Source organism: Sphingomonas sp. SL1004, from assembly GCF_057815015.1.
Window position 1 is genome coordinate 897,033 of the sequence record NZ_JBYMUX010000001.1, and the last position, 17,065, is coordinate 914,097.

Below are 17,065 nucleotides of genomic sequence, written 5' to 3' on the forward strand. Positions count from 1 at the left end.
GGGATGCGTGCAGGGGAGCCGGCCGTGAAGCGCGATGACCTTGCAGGCACAACTCGACGGCAACGACGTCACCGATGCCCGGCCTCGGGTTCGCGACCTCGAACCGCGTCCAGCGGGGTTGTCTCTACCCGGTTGGTCGTCTGGCTTCGCAAGCTGTTCTAGGCCGCGACACGGCGAGCCGGAACGAGCGCGCGAACCGCGGCGATGACGGCATCCGGTTCGGTCCGTTGCATCCAGTCGGGCGCGATGTCGACAAAGCTGGCGATGTGATCCTCACCGATGACGAGCACGGTCGGGAAGGGGAGTTCCCATGTGCCGGTGCCGGTGATCTCGCCGAGCGGCGTTGCCGCCGCGGCGCGGGTGGCGGCGTTTGACTCGAACACGATGCCGAGTTGACGCGCCAACCCGTTATCGTGGTCGCTGGCAACCGTGAAGCCGAGGGTGTGGCGCTGCTCGATCGCCGCGAGCCTCGACGGAATCTGGGGGCTGATCGCGACCAGCGGAACCTTCAGTTCGCGCAAGGTCGGCCAGAGCGTGCGCTGGTAGACCGGCAGCGCGATGTTGCAGGCCGGGCAGCCCGCGAACCGGAAGAAGATCAGAACCGCCGGCCCGTTCGCGACCAGGTCGTCCAGGCGGATCGTCGTGCCGTCGACGGCGTCCAGCGCGAAGTCCGGCACCGTATCGCCAGCCTTGATCGCGCGCGACGGATCGAAGTGCTCGACGAGTTCGCGTCGCTGGCCGGCGTTCAGGTCGAGCTGCGCGGGCGTCCAGTCGCGGTCCCGCTCGGCTTGCAAGGCGCCTAGCGCAGCGCGGACGGATTCGGTCATGATCGATCTCCTCTGGTGTGGAAGCTGTTGGCGGGACGGTCGAGGCCGAGATGGCCGCGCAACGTCGATGCGGTGTAGTCGCGGCGGAATATGCCGCGCGCCTGGAGCAGCGGGACGACGTCGCGCAGCATCCGGTCGACGCCTGCCGGCATGAAAGCAGGCATGATGACGAACCCGTCGCACGCGTCCTCGACCAGCCAGCGCTCCATCTCGTCTGCGACGGTGCGCGGGCTGCCGATTATCTTGGCGAACGACAGGCTGGAGCCGTACCAGCGGCCGAGTTCACCGAGCGTCCAGCCTTCCTCGATCGCCTTGCCGATGACGTAGTGGAACCGGCCCTTGCTGCCGCGGATCAGGTCGCGGATGTCGGGGACGGGGTCGTCGATCGCATGACCGGCGAGATCGTAGTTCATGCTGCCGGACATGAAGCTCAGGCCCGCGAGGGGCTCGACCAGCGCGTCCAGTTCGCCGAGAAGGTCGGCGGCGGCATCGTCGCTGTCGGCGATGATCGGGACCATGCCGGGAAGGATCTTGACGGCGTCGCGGGAGCGCCCGGCTGCAGCGACGTCGTCCTTGAAGCTGCGATAGCCCGCCTTGGCGCGATCGACGTCGGGATAGACGGCGAACACGATTTCGGCGTTGTGCGTCGCCAGATCCTGGAACGCACCTGATGCACCGGCCTGGATCAGGACCGGGTGACCCTGCGGCGGGCGTGGGAGCGACAACGGCCCCTTTACGTCGAACCAATTGCCGACATGATCGGCGTAATGGACCTTGGCTGGATCGCCATAGGTGCCGGCGGCCTGGTCGGGGGCGATCGCGTCTTCTTCCCACGTGTCCCAAAGGCGGCGGACAACGTCGAGATATTCGGCGGCGCGCGCGTAGCGGGTGGCGTGGTCGTAATGCTCGGCGCGGCCGAAATTATGCGCTTCGGCATCGCTGACGGAAGTGACCGCGTTCCATGCCGCGCGGCCGCCGCTGAGATGGTCGATCGACGCGAACATCCGCGCGACGTGATAGGGTTCGGTGTAGCTGGTCGAGATCGTGCCGCCGAGGCCGATATGCTCGGTCGTGGCCGCCAGCGCAGACAGGAGGGTCAGCGGTTCCGTCCCGCGCGACGCGCGGTAGCGGACCGTCGTTGCGAAATGCCCGCCGTACAGGTCGTCGATCGCGAGCTTGTCGGCGACGAACAGCATGTCGAGCTTGGCGGCCTCGGCCTGCGCGGCGAGACGACGGTAGAAGCCAAAGCCCTGGTCTGCGCTGCTTGCTTGCGGATGCCGCCAGCCGCCGTGGTGTATCCCGTCCGCCGTCACGAACAGTGCGAGGTGCATCTGCCGGGTCACAGCGACACGCCGACGCGGGCGTAATAGGAGCCGCCGCTGAGCCCGAACGGGGCAAAGCCACCATAGGCGCCGCTGCCGTCGGCCGCGATCAGGCCGTCACGGTCCGGGTAGGTGTCGAACAGGTTGTTTGCCCCGACCGCCAGCGTGATCCGATCGGTCAGGTCGTAGCCGATATCGAGATCGGCGACCCATTTGCCGCCGAAGGTGCGGTCGCCGGTCGCGACGTTGCTCGACTCCGTGTAGCGGCCGTAGCGCGTGGCGCGGGCGAGCGCGTGGACCTTGCCGAGCGACCAGTCGTTGGTGAGGACCAGCTTGGTCCGTGGCAGAGCGACCACGAGATCGCGCTGAGCCTGGCGGCCGAACAGCACGACGTTGAGCGAACTGAGCGCGGCCGGATTGTCGGCGATGCTGAGGATCTTGGTCCTGTTGTAGCTGTACGCCGCGCTCAGCCGGAACGCGCCGAGGCCGGTCGTGCGCAGCGTGTATTCGGCGACCGCATCGATGCCGCGGGTGCGCGTGTCGATCGCGTTGGTGAAGAACTGCGCGCTGTCGACCCCGGTCACGCCGTTCGCGATCAGGATGTCGCGGATCGCGGTGCCGCCGTTTGCCGCGGTGCCGAGGAACTCGGTCTTGACGATGCGGTCGTCGACGCGGATCTGGTAGGCGTCGAGCGTGAGGTGTAGCGCGCCCGCCTCGTAGGTGATGCCGGCGGTGTAGTTGAGCGACTTCTCCGGCTTCAGGGGTTGCGCGCCGAGCGCGATCGCCGCGGCGCTGTTTACCGGGAGGAACTTCGCGATCGTCGAGACGGGCGTGTTGCCGATCACCGTCGTGGTGTTCTGCGTGGTCGAGAAGCCGGTCTGTGCGAGGGCCGGCGCGCGGAACCCGGTGTTGACGCCACCGCGGATGGCAAGCCCCGGCGTCAGTTCGTAGCGGGTCGAGAACTTGCCGCTTACCGTGTTGCCTGCGCTGTCGTCGTAATGCTCGAACCGCCCGGCGACGCCGATGAACCACGCATCGGTGACGTTGGTCGAGAGATCGACATAGCCCGCCAGATTGTTCCGGCTGAGCGAGGCTGCGTCGGCGGGTGACGTGCCGGTGAACGACACGAGCCCCGGCGACGGATAGCGGCCGCCATAGAGTTGGCCGAACGGGGTGTCGTCGACCGGTATCTGGTAGCCGCCGTTGCGGTAGCTGTCGGGTTCGCCGGCGCGAGACTGGAAGCGTTCCCAGCGGTGCTCCGCACCGATCGAGATCGACAGCGGCTTGGCGAGACCGATCGCGACGTCGCGACTGAGGTCGAGATTGTTGACCCACAGATCCTGGATCTGCGTGCCCATGTAGAAGTTCGTCGGGCTGGACGGTCCGATCGAGGGGTTGAGCGTGTTCTCGGCACCCAGCCAGACGCGGTCGCGACCGACGCTGGAGCTGAGATCCCACGCCCAGCCGGCAAGCTCGCCCTTCACGCCGCCGGTGAGCTGGAAATCGGTTTCCTTGATCCGGCGATAGGCCTGGAACCCGGTCGGGTAGAGTTGCGGCAGGACCGAGGCAGCGCTGGTATTGGCCTGGCCGCCATAGCCGGTGGAGGAGGGGATATAGGCGCCGCGGGCGTCCTTGATGTCGCGGTAGCTGAGCGTCGAGAAGCTGTAGAGCCGTAGCGTGTCGCCGACCGGCACTTCGGTATTGTACGATCCGTTGATCATCTTGTCGCGGTTCGAGCGGCCGTATCCGCCGGCGTAGACATGATCGAGCGACGCCTCGCGCGGGTCCGGCTGGCCGTTCACCAGCGGCAGGATGCGCGGTACGGCATCGGCCGAGGAGTCTGCGCGATCATGGTATTTCGCCTCGACAGCGGCGCGGAAGAACCCGCCTTCGCCAAGTTGAGTGCCGTAGCTGAGATCGGTCTGGAGCAGCGGCGCACCTTTCGAATATTGCTGGCCGCCGGTGATCGAGAAGCGCCCGCCCTTGGGGGCGTCGTCGAGGATGATGTTGATGACGCCGGACACCGCGTCGGACCCGTATTGGGCCGCCGCGCCGTCGCGTAGCACCTCGATATGCCCGACCGCATTGGTCGGGATCAGGTCGATGTCGACCGGGGTGGAGCCACCCGAGATGCGTGAGAGGTTGTTGATCAGCGAGGTGGTGTGGCGCCGCTTGCCGTTCACGAGCACCAGCAGGTAATCGCCCGACAGTCCGCGGATCGCGATCGGCTTGACGCTGGCCGACGTGCCCCCGCCGCCGAGCGCGGGCATCGTCAGCGACGGCACGATGTTGCCGAGGATTTCCTTCAACCCGGTGCGGCCGGTCGCCTGCAGTTCGCGGCGGCCGATGACGTCGATCGGGACGGGACTGTCGGCGACGGTCCGTGGCTGGCCGCCACGGACGCCGGTGACGACGATCGTGGCGTCATTGCCACCCGCGTCGTCGGACGCAGCCAGGGTCGTCACGGGGGCCGGGGGCGTGTCTTGCGCAAAGGCGGGTACGGTAAAGGTCGCGAGGGCGACACCGGCAAGCAGGCGGGAGATCGATGTCATGATGATGTCCGTGAGCAAGGCGCGCGTCTCCGATCCCGCCGAAGCGGGGACGCACGAGGTAAAGGGAAATGCGGTCGGGCGGCGCGGGGCCGCGGCGGTTCAGCCCGGCATTCGGCGCTTACCGGGCACCGGGACGACCTTGGTCGAGCGGCAGATAGGCGTCATCGAGCGGACGGTTGCCGGCGAGTGCGCCGGCCTTGCGGAACTGGGCGACGACATCGCGTTCCTCGGCCTTGACGGCGGCGTCGACCGGGACACGGGCCATCGGCAGATGCTTGGCGTGGAACAGCGCTATCTTGAAGGGTAGCCCGGTCTCTCTGGCGAGCACTTCGGCATAGGCGTCCGGATGCGCGCGAGCCCAGTCGAGGGCACGGGATTCGCGTTGCAGATAGTCGGTCAAGATGGCTTTCTTCGCCGTTGCCGCGCGCGCATTGGCCGCATCGAAGCCATAGCCGCTCAGATAGTCCGCGCCGTCGGCGACGACGCGCGCCCCCTGTGCCAGCGCGGTCCCGCTATAGGGGGACCAGATCGACCAGGCGTCGATCGATCCGGTGTCGAAGGCGGCCTTGGCATCGCCCGGCGCCAGAAAGATAAGGCGGACGTCGCTCGGCTTGAGCCCCTTGGCGTCCAGCGCGCGGAGCAGCAGGTAATGGCCGACCGAGCCGCGTGTCGTTGCGACCCGCTTGCCGCGCAGGCCGCTCACATCGGCGATCCGCGACCGCGCCGGTACCAGGATCGCGAGGCTGTCCCTCGGCCGTGAGGTGGCGGACTGTACCGCGACCGCCTTGATCGGCGCGCCGCTCTGATAGGCGAACTGGAACGGCGCATCGCCGACCATGCCGACATCGACCGCGCCGGCGCCGATCGCCTCCAGCAACGTCTGCGCGGCGGGGAATTCGGACCATTCGACGCGGTAGGGCGCGCCGTCGAGCGCATGCGATGCGAGCATCAGCGCCTTGGTCCCGCCGCGCTGGCTGCCGACATGCAGCACGTCGCCGGCGGGCGCGGCGCGCCCGAGCCACGCATAGAGTGCCGCTGCCAGCACCGCCGCCAGCAGCAACGGCCACCAGCGCTTCACGCCTTCCCGCGGCGGGGGTGACGTCGCTGCCACCCCCTCGTCATCCGTCCAGTCCGGCATCAGCCCACTGCCCGCTGCGGTTCGAGTTCGCGCTCGGCATCGCGTGCGGCGACCAGTTCATGGACGGCCGGCAACAGATCGCGCCCATAATCGATCGCATCCTGCAACGGCTCGAACCCGCGGATCAGGAAATGGTCGATGCCGAGGTCGTAATAATCGAGCATCGCGTCGGCGACCTGTTCCGGCGTTCCGACCAGCCCAGTCGAGTTGCCCGCCGCTCCGCCGAGGGCCGCGACCCCCGTCCAGAGACGCTTGTCGACGCGGTAGCCCTGGTTTGCGGCCTCCAGCAGACGCTGCGACCCGGCATTGACCGGGGCATGACCGCTGGTCGCGACCCCGGCTGTTTCGCGGAGATCGCGGACCTGCTCGACGATGCGGTCGGCCTTTTTCCACGCCGCTTCCTCGGTATCGGCGATCACCGGGCGCAGCGACAGCGAGAAGCCGGGGTTGCGGCCATAACGCGCGGCGGCGTGGCGGATCGTGCCGACCGCCTCGCGGACTTGCGCCTGCGTCTCGCCCCATAACGCGTAGACATCGGCATGGCGCCCGGCGACGTCGATCGCCGCCGACGACGATCCGCCGAAGAAGACGGGCAGGTTGGTCGGCTTGATCTGGCTGAACGCTTGGCGGACGTTGTAGAAGCGCCCGTCATGATCGAACGGCGTGGCGGACGACCATTCCTGCTTCAGGATCTGGAGGTATTCGTCGGTGCGTGCATAGCGCTCGTCCTTGACCGAATGATCACCGTCGCGCGCCATCTCGCTGTCCGCACCGCCGGTGATGATGTGGACCGCAACGCGTCCACCGGAGAGCTGGTCCAGCGTCGCCAATTGCCGTGCGGCGAGGGTCGGCTGGGTGAAGCCGGGACGGTGCGCGATCAGGAAGCCGAGCTTGGTGGTGATCGCGGCGGCGTGCGCGGCGACGATCTGGCTTTCGGGGCTGTCGGAGCCGAACGGGATGAGGACGCGGTCGAAGCCGCCTCTCTCCTGCGCAATCGCGGCGGCCTCGACATAGGCCTTGTCGAGGCCCCGGGCCTTGCCGACGCCGTGGATTTCCGAAGCGTCGTTGAAGCCGATATAGCCGATGAACTTGACGGGCATGACGTGTCTCCTGTGGGTCGTTCGGGGAATTAGATGACGTAGAAGCCGTGCGTACCGTCGCGCGCGAGCTGGTCGACGAGGCCGTATTCCCAGTCGAGATAGGCCTGCATCGCGGCGGCCGCGTTGTCGGTGCCTTCGTAGGGGCGCTTGTAGCGGTGCGCGGGATCGCCCGGCGGGATCGTCGGACCGGGGCCGGTTTCGAGCGCGCCGTCGAAGCCACCGTCGAGGAGGAACACGTCCCAGCCGAGTTGCGCGAGCCACGACGCGGTCATGTCCGCGCGCGCGCCGATATCGTCGGCAAGGACGATGCGCGCACCGCGGACGGGGGCGGCGATGTCGGTTTCCTGCACCAGCTGCCCGCCGGGATAGGATCGGAACCCTGCGATATGGCCGGCGGCGTATTCGTCCGGACGGCGTACGTCGAAACGGTAGAGCGTGCGGCCGGTGTCGCGTTCGAGCACCGCTAGCTCGGCGGGCGTCAGGCGCTTGACCCCGGCGCGATAGGCGACGGCCCGGGCGGTGGCGGCGGTCTCATCACTCTGTCGCACCTCGGGCGCGGGGCGATCACTGCCATGCGCCAATGACTGGCCGGCGAGCGTCCAGCCGATCGTGCCGTTGCGCAGCGCGACGACGCGGTTGGGCACGCCGGCGTTGATCAGCGACTGCGTACCGATGATGCTGCGCGTGCGGCCGGCGCAGTTGACGATGATCGTCGTGTCGGGATCGGGCACCGCCTCGGCCACGCGCAACACGAGTTCGGCACCCGGCACGCTGGTCGAGCCGGGGATGTTCATCGTCGCATATTCCTCGAACCGGCGCGCATCGAGGATCGCGATGTCGGCCTTCTCCTCGATCAGCGCGGCGACGTCCTCGGCGGCGAGCCACGGCGTGTGGCGGCGCGCTTCGACCAGTTCACCGAACGCCTTCGAGTAGGAATTCACGTCCTCGAACACTTCGAAGCCTGCGTCGCGCCAAGCTGCGAGACCACCTTGGAGAACGTCGACGTCGGTGTATCCAAGCGCAGTCAGCGCGGTGGCAGCGGCGGCCACAAAGCCCTCGCCATCATCGTACAGCACGATCGGCACGTTCTTGCGGGGCAGGCGGATGGCCGCTTCCAGTTCGACGCGATCGAAGGCGAGGTTGGCGGCGAACAACGGATGGCCAGTAGCGAATGCGGCCTCATGACGGACGTCGAGCAACGCGATCTCGTGTCCGAGCAACAGCGCGGTGCGGATATCGATTGGGGTGGTCATGCGGTTGCTCCCGATCTGTCCCAGAGGTTTGGCAGCACGGCGTTGGCGTAGCCCGAGACGAACCGCTTCGGCGTGCCAGTCGCGTCGTAGGTCGCGCGTTCGACGGCGCCGATGTTGCTGCCGTAAAGGTGGATGCTGATCGACACGCGGTCGTCGAATGCGTTCGAAACGCGGTGAATATCGCCGACGGAGGGCGAGACCGCCTCGACTTCGCCGGCTTCGAGCCGCTCGATCGCGCCGACCGCGTGTAAGCCGCCGTCCGGGTACCGCGCGAACCGTTCGGAGAGTTCGGCGCCGCGCAGCAGGCCGACCAAACCCCAGACGCGGTGATCGTGGATCGGCGTGGCTTGTCCCGGCCCCCAGACGAAACTGACGACGGAAAAGCGCTCTCGGCTGTCGCAATGGAGCAGATATTGGCGGTAGCGATCGGGGTCGGGCGCGGCATAGGCGTCCGGCAACCAGTCGTCGTGCGCGATGAGTTTGCCGAGCGCGGCGCTGCCCTCCTCGAGCAGCGAGCGTTCGTCGCGCGTCCGATCCAGTACTGCGCCGATGCCGGTGACGAAGTCGCGCAACCGGTCGAGCCGGGGGCGAACGAGGATTTGGCTGGCCATCATTCGGCTTTCACGAAGGGCAGGGGCTCGTCCCGTTCGACGCCGAGCGATCCCAGCAACCGCTCGCGCAACGCCGTCGCGATGCCGGTCCGCTGCCCGCGCGGGATCGAAATGCGCTCCTCAACGACGATCCGACCGGCGTCGAGCACCAGCACGCGATCGGCCAGCGCGATCGCCTCGTCGACGTCATGCGTCACCAGCAGGACGGCAGGCCTATGGACCCGCCACAACGCCATCACCAGGCCGTGCATCTTCACGCGGGTCAGCGCGTCGAGCGCGGCGAACGGCTCGTCGAGCAGCAGCAATTTGGGCTCGCGGACGAGCGCGCGGGCGAGTGCCACGCGTTGCGCCTCCCCGCCGGACAGGGTCAGCGGCCAGGCATCGAGCCGGTGGCCGAGCCCGACCTCGCGCAACGCCGCCTCAGCGCGATCGCGCACGTCGGGGCCCTTCAATCCGAGCCCGACGTTGCGCCACACCCGCTTCCACGGCAGCAGCCGGGCATCCTGAAACACTACCGCACGGGACGTCGGGATCGTTACGTCCTGCGCCTCCGCGGTATCGAGACCTGCCAGCGTCCGCAGCAGCGTCGTCTTGCCCGATCCCGAGCGGCCGAGCAGCGCGACGAACTCGCCCTGCGCAATTTCGAGGTGCAGGTTGTCGAGGACGGTATTGGCCCCGAAGCGTCGTGAGAACTGATTGAGACGGACAACCGGGCGGATCGGCTGCGGCATCGCGATGATGTGCGAGTTCATGGTCATCTTAAGCCTCCACGAGCTTGGGGCGCCAGGCCAGCGCACGATCTTCGATCAGGCGCACGGACTGGTCTGCGGCGAGACCGAGCCCGGCGTAGACGAGCAGGCAGACGACGATGATGTCGGTCCGCATGAAATCGCGCGCGTTGTTGATCAGGAAGCCGAGCCCCGCCGAGGCGTTGATCTGTTCGGCGACCACCAGGATCAGAACCGCGACCGAGAAGGCGTAGCGCAGACCGACGAGCAGTTGCGGCAGCGCGGCAGGGAGGACGATGTCGGCGACGATCTGCGTGCGCGTCAGGCCGAAGCTGCGCCCTGCGTCGATCAGCCGGACGTCGACTCCCCGGATGCCGTTGTAGAGGTTTAGATACACCGGAAACAGCGTGGCGAAGGCGATCAGCGCGATCTTCGGCGTCTCGCCGATGCCGAACCAGACGATAAACAGTGGCGACAGTGCCAGCGCGGGCAGGGTCCGCAGCATCTGTACGGGAGAATCGACCGCCGCCTCGCCTTCGCGCGTCAACCCGGCGACCAACGCGAGGACGATGCCGAGACCGACGCCGATCACGAGACCCGCCGCAGCCCGACCCAGCGACACGGCCAGATTGGTGGGCAGTTCGCCCGACACGATCATCTCCCATAACGTGCCCAGCACCTGCGACGGCGCCGCCAACGTTCGTGCGGGAATGAGCCCGCTGCGCGAGGCGGCTTCCCATGCGAGCATCAGCAGGACCGGCGACAGCCAGCGACTACGCTGCAGCCTGCTTAGCCGGGAACGCTGGGACGCATTTGCAGGGGATCGATATAGGGCATTCGCCATGAACAGCTCTTCCGACGCTCGTTTCCGGTGCGGCGACAATGCTTGTTTAATTCCCACTGGTTCAATAGAGAATGCCTCAGAGGCTCATTAGCAATGCTAATGTAACGGACGAAGTGGCGGAAAACCGGCACTAAAAGGCGACGGATAGAAAGGCTTTGCCGGTGCAAAGTCAGGCTGTGGAGCTGCCAATGGCGATCAACATACCGACCAATCTGCTGCGCAGCTTCGTGACGATCATCGACAGCGGATCGATGATGGCAGCGTCAGAGCTCGTGTTCGTGACGCAGGGCGCGCTCAGCTTGCAGATCAAGCGGTTGGAGGACATGTTGCAACAGCCGTTGTTCGTCCGCGACGGTCGGCGGTTGGTGCTGAACGCCGCGGGCGACACGATGCTGGCGCACGCACGCCGGGTGCTCGACGCGCACGATCAGGCGGTTGCAGCGCTGGCGGGAACGTCGTTGAGTGGCCCCGTCCGGATCGGGATGGTCCAGGACTTCGCCGAGACGTTGCTGACCGGCGTCCTTGCCCGGTTCGTGCGGCTGCATGAGGATGCGCAGATGTTCGTCCGGGTCGCCGGTACCGCGGAACTGCAGGATCTCATCGCGCACGGCAGTCTGGATCTCGCGATCGGGTTCGCCGCGCCGGACTGGCCCGATGTGATCCGCACCACGCCGACCTGGTGGTACGGTGCGACGGATCTGCTCGACCGCGATCCACTGCCGCTGGTCGTGCTGGAGCGGCCATGCCGGTTCCGCGATACGGCGATCGCGGCGCTCGACCGTATCGGACGGCGTTATCGGATCGCGGTCGAGACTCCCAACCTCTCGACACTGCGGTCGGCTGTCCTGGCGGGGATCGGCGTCACATGCCGCCCGCCGCTGTTCCTCCGCGACCTGCCCGCGCTACCGGCCGAAGCGCTACCTGCACTGCCGGCGGTAGGCACCATGATCCTCGGCGGCATCGACCAGGGGCAGGCCGTCACGCGGTTGCGCGAACTCACCGTCGAGGCGATCCTGGAGCTGTAACCGCCAGACCTTAGATGAGTCGCGTCTGGGTCAGATTACCGCGCAGACTGTCTTCCATTCGAGATAGCTGTCCATCGCCTGCTTGCCGCTGTCGCGGCCCCAGCCGGAGGCCTTCATGCCGCCGATCGGCAGCGATGCGTCGTACATCGCGTGGCAGTTGATCCACACCGTGCCCGCGCGGAGTTGCCCGCTGAGCCGGTGCGCGCTGGAGAGCGATTGCGTCCAGATGCTCGACGCGAGGCCGTATTGGCTGTCGTTCGCCGCCGCGACCACTTCGTCGAGATCGTCATAGGGTTGTGCGACGAGGACCGGGCCGAACACTTCCTCGCGGACGATCGTCATGTCGGGGCGGACGTCGACCACGACCGTCGGCGCGACGAACGTGCCGGCTTCGCCCGAGCGGTCGCCGCCGGTCAGGACGGTTGCGCCTTCCTCGCGCGCACCCGTGACGAAACCGGCGACGCGTTCGGCCTGCCGTGCCGAGACGAGTGGGCCCATCTGCGTTGCGGGGTCCAGGCCGTGGCCCATCGCCAGCCCCTTCGCGTAGGCGACGACGCCCTCGATCACCTGGTCGTGGATCGAGCGATGCACGTACAGGCGCGAGCCGGCGATGCAGACTTGCCCTGCGTTGAAGAAGATCGCGTTGGCGACGCCGGGGATGGCGAGGTCGAGGTCGGCGTCGGGGAGTACGATCGCGGGCGACTTGCCGCCGAGTTCGAGGCTGACGCGCTTGAAATTGGTCTTGGCCGCATCGAGGATCGCGCGGCCGGTCTGGGTCGAGCCGGTGAAGGCGATCTTGTCGACACCCGGATGCGCGGCGAGCGCGGCACCCGTCTCGCTGCCGAGGCCGGTGACGATGTTGAGCACGCCCGCGGGCAGCCCCGCCTGTGTCATCAACTCGCCGAGCCGGAGTGCGCTGAGCGAGGTGTCCTCGGCGGGCTTCAGGACGATCGCGCAGCCGGCCGCCAGCGCTGGCGCGAGCTTCATCGCGGTCAGCACCAGCGGCGAGTTCCACGGCACGATCGCAGCGACCACGCCGACCGGCTCGCGTACCGTCCATGCGGACATCTGCTTGCCTGCTGGCTGATAGTCGATCGAGGTGTCGACCGTGTTGCCTTCGATCGCCATCGCCTGGCCGGCGAAGAAGCGGAACTGGTTGATCGCGCCGGGGATCTCGGCCCAGCGTGCGACGAACAGCGGCTTACCCTGATCGAGCGTTTCCAGTTCGGCGAGTTCGTCGACATGCGCCTCGATCAGGTCCGCGATCGCCCACAGCACGCGCGCGCGGTTGACGGGGGTGGTGGTGCGCCAGCCGTCGAAGGCGATGCGGGCGGCGGTCACCGCCTGGTCGACGTCGCCCGCCGAGGCGGATGCGATGCGGCCGATTTCTTCGCCCGTAGCCGGATCAAGCGTAGCTAGCGTGCGCCCGCCTTCTGCCGACTGCCAGGAGCCGTCGATCAGCAACCCTGCCCCTGTCGCACGGCGATCGAGGAAGGCGCGCGTATCGGCGCGAAGTTCGGGGCGGACGATCATGACGGCTTCTCCTGCAAGGCTGGCACCGTGGCGAACGTGGCGAAGCGTGGCCAACCGCCACGCCCGAAAAGTCGCACAGCGGATAGTCGCGGTGACGCGGGCCAATCGCATCATCGGCCGGTTCTAGGAAGGCCTCAGCAAAAGCGGTGGCCCGGGCGGCTGTCGCGTCATCATTATCGCGGGGACATCATGGCTTATCGTTTGGGCGTCGATGTCGGTGGGACCTTCACCGACCTGCTGCTGCTGGATCAGGAGAGCGGCGGGTTCTGGCGGCACAAGACGCCGTCGACGCCGCATGACAGCTCGGTCGGTATCCTGACCGGGGTCGAGGCGATCTGCGGCCAAGCGGGGATCACGCCTGCCGAGATCGAATTCTTCCTGCACGGCACGACCGTCGCGACCAACGCGGTACTCGAAGGCAAGGGCGCGCGCGTCGGCCTGGTAACCAGCGAAGGGTATCGCCAGATCATGCAGATCGCGCGCAGCTTCGTCCCCGGGGGCCTCGCCGGCTGGATCGTCTGGCCGAAGCCCGAGCCACTTGCCGCGCTGGAGGATACCGTCGAAATCCTCGGGCGGATGGACGCGCAGGGCAACGAGGTTCGCCCGATCGACGACGCAAACATCCGCGCGGCGCTGGAGGCGTTGAAGGCGCAGGGCATCGAGGCGCTGACGGTGTCGCTGATCAACGCGTATCTGAACGGCGCACACGAACTGCGCGTGGCCGAACTGGCCGCGGAGATCCTGCCCGACGTGCCGCTGTCGCTCAGCCATGTCGTGCTGCCCGAGATGCAGGAATATGAGCGAACGCTGACGACCGTCGCCAACGCTGCGGTCCGCCCGATCATGCGCAACTATGTCCGCAACCTGCGCACCAAGCTCCGCGACAGCGGGATGGCCGGGAGCCTGTCGCTGCTCCGCTCGGACGGCGGCCTGATGTCGTCCGAAAAAGCCGAGGAGCATCCGGTCTCGCTGCTGATGTCCGGGCCGGCGGGCGGCGTGACCGGCGCACTCTGGGTCGGCAAGAACGCCGGCATCCGCAACATCCTGACGCTCGACGTCGGCGGGACCTCGACTGACGTCGCGCTCATCGAGAACCTCGAAGCGCGCCGTGTGCGGACCACCGAAGTCGGGCATCTGGCCGTTCGTGCCTCGGCGCTCGACGTGAAGACGGTCGGCGCCGGCGGCGGGTCTATCGCCTATGTTCCCGAACTGACCAACGCGCTGCGGGTCGGCCCGCGCTCGGCGGGCGCGGTGCCGGGGCCGGTCGCGTACGGCAAGGGCGGCGTCGAGCCGACCGTGACCGACGCCAACGTGGTGCTCGGATACTTGCCGGAATCACTGCTCGGCGGCGCGTTCAAGCTCGACCGTGAGGGGGCGAAGATCGCGGTGCAGGGGATCGCCGACAAGCTCGGCATCGGCCTGATGCAGGCGGCGCGCGGGATCATCGACATCGTCAACGAGAACATGTTCGGCGCGCTCCGTATGATCTCGGTCCAGCAGGGCTATGACCCGCGCCACTTCGCGCTGATGGGTTTCGGCGGGGCCGGGCCACTCCACGTCAACGCGGTCGCGCGGCTGATGGGCAGCTGGCCCGCGGTGTCGCCGGTTTCGCCTGGCGTGTTGTGCGCGCTCGGCGACGCGACGACGCAGATGCGGACCGAGACTGCGCGTAGCTTCTCGCGCCGTTTCAGCGAAACGGATGAGGCCGAGGTCCAGTCGATCCTCAACGAGATGGCCGCACAGACCCGCGCCGAACTCGCCGCCGAGGGGATCGCGGAAGGCGACATCACGTCGCTGTTCGAGATCGACGTGCGCTACGAAGGCCAGGCGTTCGAGGTGCCGCTGTCGATCGATGCCGAGACCTTGGCGCGTGACGGACTCGCCGGCGTCACCGCGCGGTTCGACGAAGAGCATCACCGGCTGTTCACCTTCAACATGGAAACCGCGCACGAACTCGTGAACCTCCGCGCGGTCGCGCTCGGGCCGCTGCTCGACCTGAAGGCACCCGTGCTGGAGGAGGGCGACGGCGATCCGATCGCCGCAAAACTGCGCGATCACGAGCTCTGGACCGACGGCGCGATGCGCCCTGCGGTCATCTACGACCGCTCGAAGCTCCGCGCCAACGACGTCATCCCCGGCCCGGCGATCATCGTCGAGATGGACTCCACGACGCTGATCGAAGGCGGCTGCATCGGCATCGTCGACTCGGTCGGCAACATCCTGATCAATCTGGCCTGAGAGGACCATCATGCCCGCACGCATCATCCAGGCCAACGCCACACCGTTCGAGACGGTGCCGATTGATCCCGTCACGCTGGAGGTTATCGAGAACGCGCTCCGCAACGCCCGCATCGAGATGGACGCGACGCTCGTCCGCACCGCGATGTCGCCCGGCATCCGCGAACAGGGCGACGCCTTCCCGCTGATCGCCGACAGCAAGGGCCGCATGATCGTCGGCCAGTTCGGCTCGTATATCGGCCCGTTCCTCGAAGGCTATGACGGCACGGTCGAGGACGGCGACCTTATCTTCCTCAACGATCCCTACTCGGTGCAGGGCGCGATCAGCCATCTGAACGACTGGCTCGTGCTGATGCCGGTGTTCAAGGACGGCCGCGTCGTCGCCTATACCTCGATGTTCGGTCACATGAGCGACATCGGCGGCAAGGTGCCCGGATCGATGCCGATCGACGCGACCAGCATCTTCCAGGAGGGGGTTCGCATTCCGCCCGTGAAGCTGTGGAAGCAAGGTGTCTACAATGAGGACCTGCTCAACCTGGTGATGCACCAGACGCGCACGCCCGACTGGTGCCGTGCCGATCTGAACGCGCTGATCGCCTCGTGCCGCGTCGCCTCGCGCCGGATCATCGAGATGTGCGAGCGGTTCGGCGATGACGTCTACGCGTCGGCCACCGATCTGCTGCTGGAGCGCAATTACCGCGCGATGAAGCAGCTCGTCGAAACCGCGATCGGCGAGGAGAAGGTGAGCTTCGAGGATTATATCTGCGACGACGGGCTCGGCTATGGCCCGTACAAGATCAAGTGCACGATGTGGCGCGAGGACGGTCGCGTCATCCTCGATTTCGACGGTACCGATCCGCAGAGCCAGGCGTCGATCAATTTCCTGCTCAACGAAAACATGATGAAGATGTTTTTCGGCATCTACATGATCATGGTCTTCGATCCGCAGATCCTGTTCAACGACGGCTATTACGACCTGATCGACGTGCGGATTCCGGAAGGATCATTGCTCAAGCCGCGCTTCCCGGCGGCACTGTCGGGGCGGACGCACGCGCTGGGCCGGTTGTTCGACATCCTCGGTGGGCTGCTCGGCCAGAAGACGCCCGAGTTCCTCAACGCCGCCGGCTTCTCGTCGTCGCCGCATCTGTTCTATTCGGGGCTCGATGCGAGCGGCAAATGGTTCCAGCTGTTCCAGATCGGGTTTGGCGGCATTCCCGCAAGGCCGATGGGCGACGGGCCCGATGGCCATTCGCTGTGGCCCGGCTTCACCAACGTGCCGAACGAGTTCCTCGAACGCTATTTCCCGCTGCGGATCGAGACGTACGAGACGGTCGCGGACAGCGGCGGGGCAGGGCTGCACCGCGGCGGCAACGGCATCAACATGGTGTACCGCTTCCTCCAACCCGGCGTGATCGCGATCCACGACGATCGCTGGTTCGTCCCGCCCTGGGGCGTCAATGGCGGCGAACCCGGCACGCGGGCGCGGAAAGTCTTGGTTAAGAACGACGGGACCGAGATCGTGCTCGGCAACAAGCTGGAGGATTATCCGGTCGAGGCTGGCGAGCAGCTGAAGTTCGTCACCTGGGGTGGCGGTGGCTGGGGCGATCCGCTGGAGCGCGATCCGGCGTTGCTGGCGAAGGAACTGCGGCAGGGGCTGGTCACGGCCGAGGGCGCGAAACGCTACGGCGTGGTGCTGGTCGACGGCGCGGTCGATGCGGCGGCAACCGAAGCCTTGCGCACGACGATGCGTGCAGGCCGTCCGGCGGAACTGCCGACTTTCGACTACGGCCCCGACATCGATACGTTGCGCGCCAACTGCCTCGCCGAAACCGGCCTGCCCGCACCGAAGCAACCGCGCTGGCATGCCACCGCTATCGCTGCCGAATAAGGACTG

Annotated in this window: 13 protein-coding genes; 3 read left to right on the forward strand and 10 right to left on the reverse strand. The window is 67.1% G+C overall.

Annotation, left to right across the window (positions count from 1 at the left end; translation table 11 throughout):
- Positions 1-158: 158 nt before the first annotated feature.
- The 9 genes from AC3D24_RS04025 to AC3D24_RS04065 form a co-directional block, all read right to left on the reverse strand.
- The gene (locus AC3D24_RS04025; protein ID WP_489028418.1) at positions 159-827 is read right to left on the reverse strand and encodes a peroxiredoxin-like family protein; all 669 of its coding nucleotides are present in this window, start codon (positions 825-827) and stop codon (positions 159-161) included.
- Positions 824-2,170: an LLM class flavin-dependent oxidoreductase gene (locus tag AC3D24_RS04030; RefSeq protein ID WP_489028420.1), complete on the reverse strand. Its 1,347-nt coding sequence runs from the start codon at positions 2,168-2,170 to the stop codon at positions 824-826. The genes AC3D24_RS04025 and AC3D24_RS04030 overlap by 4 nt, the downstream gene beginning before the upstream one ends.
- Entirely contained in the window at positions 2,167-4,701 is a 2,535-nt protein-coding gene (locus AC3D24_RS04035; RefSeq protein WP_489028422.1) for a TonB-dependent receptor plug domain-containing protein, read from the reverse strand. The genes AC3D24_RS04030 and AC3D24_RS04035 overlap by 4 nt, the downstream gene beginning before the upstream one ends.
- A gap of 118 nt (positions 4,702-4,819) precedes the next feature.
- Positions 4,820-5,839, reverse strand: a complete 1,020-nt coding sequence (locus AC3D24_RS04040) for an ABC transporter substrate-binding protein (RefSeq protein WP_489028424.1) — start codon at positions 5,837-5,839, stop codon at positions 4,820-4,822.
- Entirely contained in the window at positions 5,839-6,939 is a 1,101-nt protein-coding gene (locus AC3D24_RS04045; RefSeq protein ID WP_489028426.1) for an LLM class flavin-dependent oxidoreductase, read from the reverse strand. The genes AC3D24_RS04040 and AC3D24_RS04045 overlap by 1 nt, the downstream gene beginning before the upstream one ends.
- A 29-nt stretch (positions 6,940-6,968) precedes the next feature.
- Positions 6,969-8,192 carry a rhodanese-like domain-containing protein gene (locus AC3D24_RS04050; protein ID WP_489028428.1) on the reverse strand — a complete coding sequence of 408 codons (1,224 nt, stop codon included), beginning with the start codon at positions 8,190-8,192 and terminating at the stop codon, positions 6,969-6,971.
- Entirely contained in the window at positions 8,189-8,803 is a 615-nt protein-coding gene (locus AC3D24_RS04055) for a cysteine dioxygenase family protein (RefSeq protein WP_489028430.1), read from the reverse strand. The genes AC3D24_RS04050 and AC3D24_RS04055 overlap by 4 nt, the downstream gene beginning before the upstream one ends.
- On the reverse strand, positions 8,803-9,561 hold the full coding sequence (locus AC3D24_RS04060) for an ABC transporter ATP-binding protein (RefSeq protein ID WP_489028432.1): 759 nt from the start codon (positions 9,559-9,561) through the stop codon (positions 8,803-8,805). Before AC3D24_RS04060 ends, AC3D24_RS04055 begins: the two co-directional genes overlap by 1 nt.
- A gap of 1 nt (position 9,562) precedes the next feature.
- Positions 9,563-10,375 carry an ABC transporter permease gene (locus AC3D24_RS04065; protein ID WP_489028434.1) on the reverse strand — a complete coding sequence of 271 codons (813 nt, stop codon included), beginning with the start codon at positions 10,373-10,375 and terminating at the stop codon, positions 9,563-9,565.
- 188 nt (positions 10,376-10,563) lie between these two features.
- Here AC3D24_RS04065 and AC3D24_RS04070 point away from each other — a divergent pair, with 188 nt between their 5' ends.
- Positions 10,564-11,400 carry a LysR substrate-binding domain-containing protein gene (locus tag AC3D24_RS04070; RefSeq protein ID WP_489028436.1) on the forward strand — a complete coding sequence of 279 codons (837 nt, stop codon included), beginning with the start codon at positions 10,564-10,566 and terminating at the stop codon, positions 11,398-11,400.
- 30 nt (positions 11,401-11,430) lie between these two features.
- On the opposite strand, the gene AC3D24_RS04075 is transcribed toward AC3D24_RS04070, so the two are convergent.
- On the reverse strand, positions 11,431-12,933 hold the full coding sequence (locus AC3D24_RS04075; protein ID WP_489028438.1) for an aldehyde dehydrogenase family protein: 1,503 nt from the start codon (positions 12,931-12,933) through the stop codon (positions 11,431-11,433).
- A gap of 189 nt (positions 12,934-13,122) precedes the next feature.
- On the opposite strand from AC3D24_RS04075, the gene AC3D24_RS04080 reads away from it, so the two are divergent.
- Positions 13,123-15,171: a hydantoinase/oxoprolinase family protein gene (locus AC3D24_RS04080; protein WP_489028440.1), complete on the forward strand. Its 2,049-nt coding sequence runs from the start codon at positions 13,123-13,125 to the stop codon at positions 15,169-15,171.
- Between the two features lie 10 nt (positions 15,172-15,181).
- Entirely contained in the window at positions 15,182-17,059 is a 1,878-nt protein-coding gene (locus tag AC3D24_RS04085) for a hydantoinase B/oxoprolinase family protein (protein WP_489028442.1), read from the forward strand.
- Positions 17,060-17,065 lie beyond the last annotated feature (6 nt).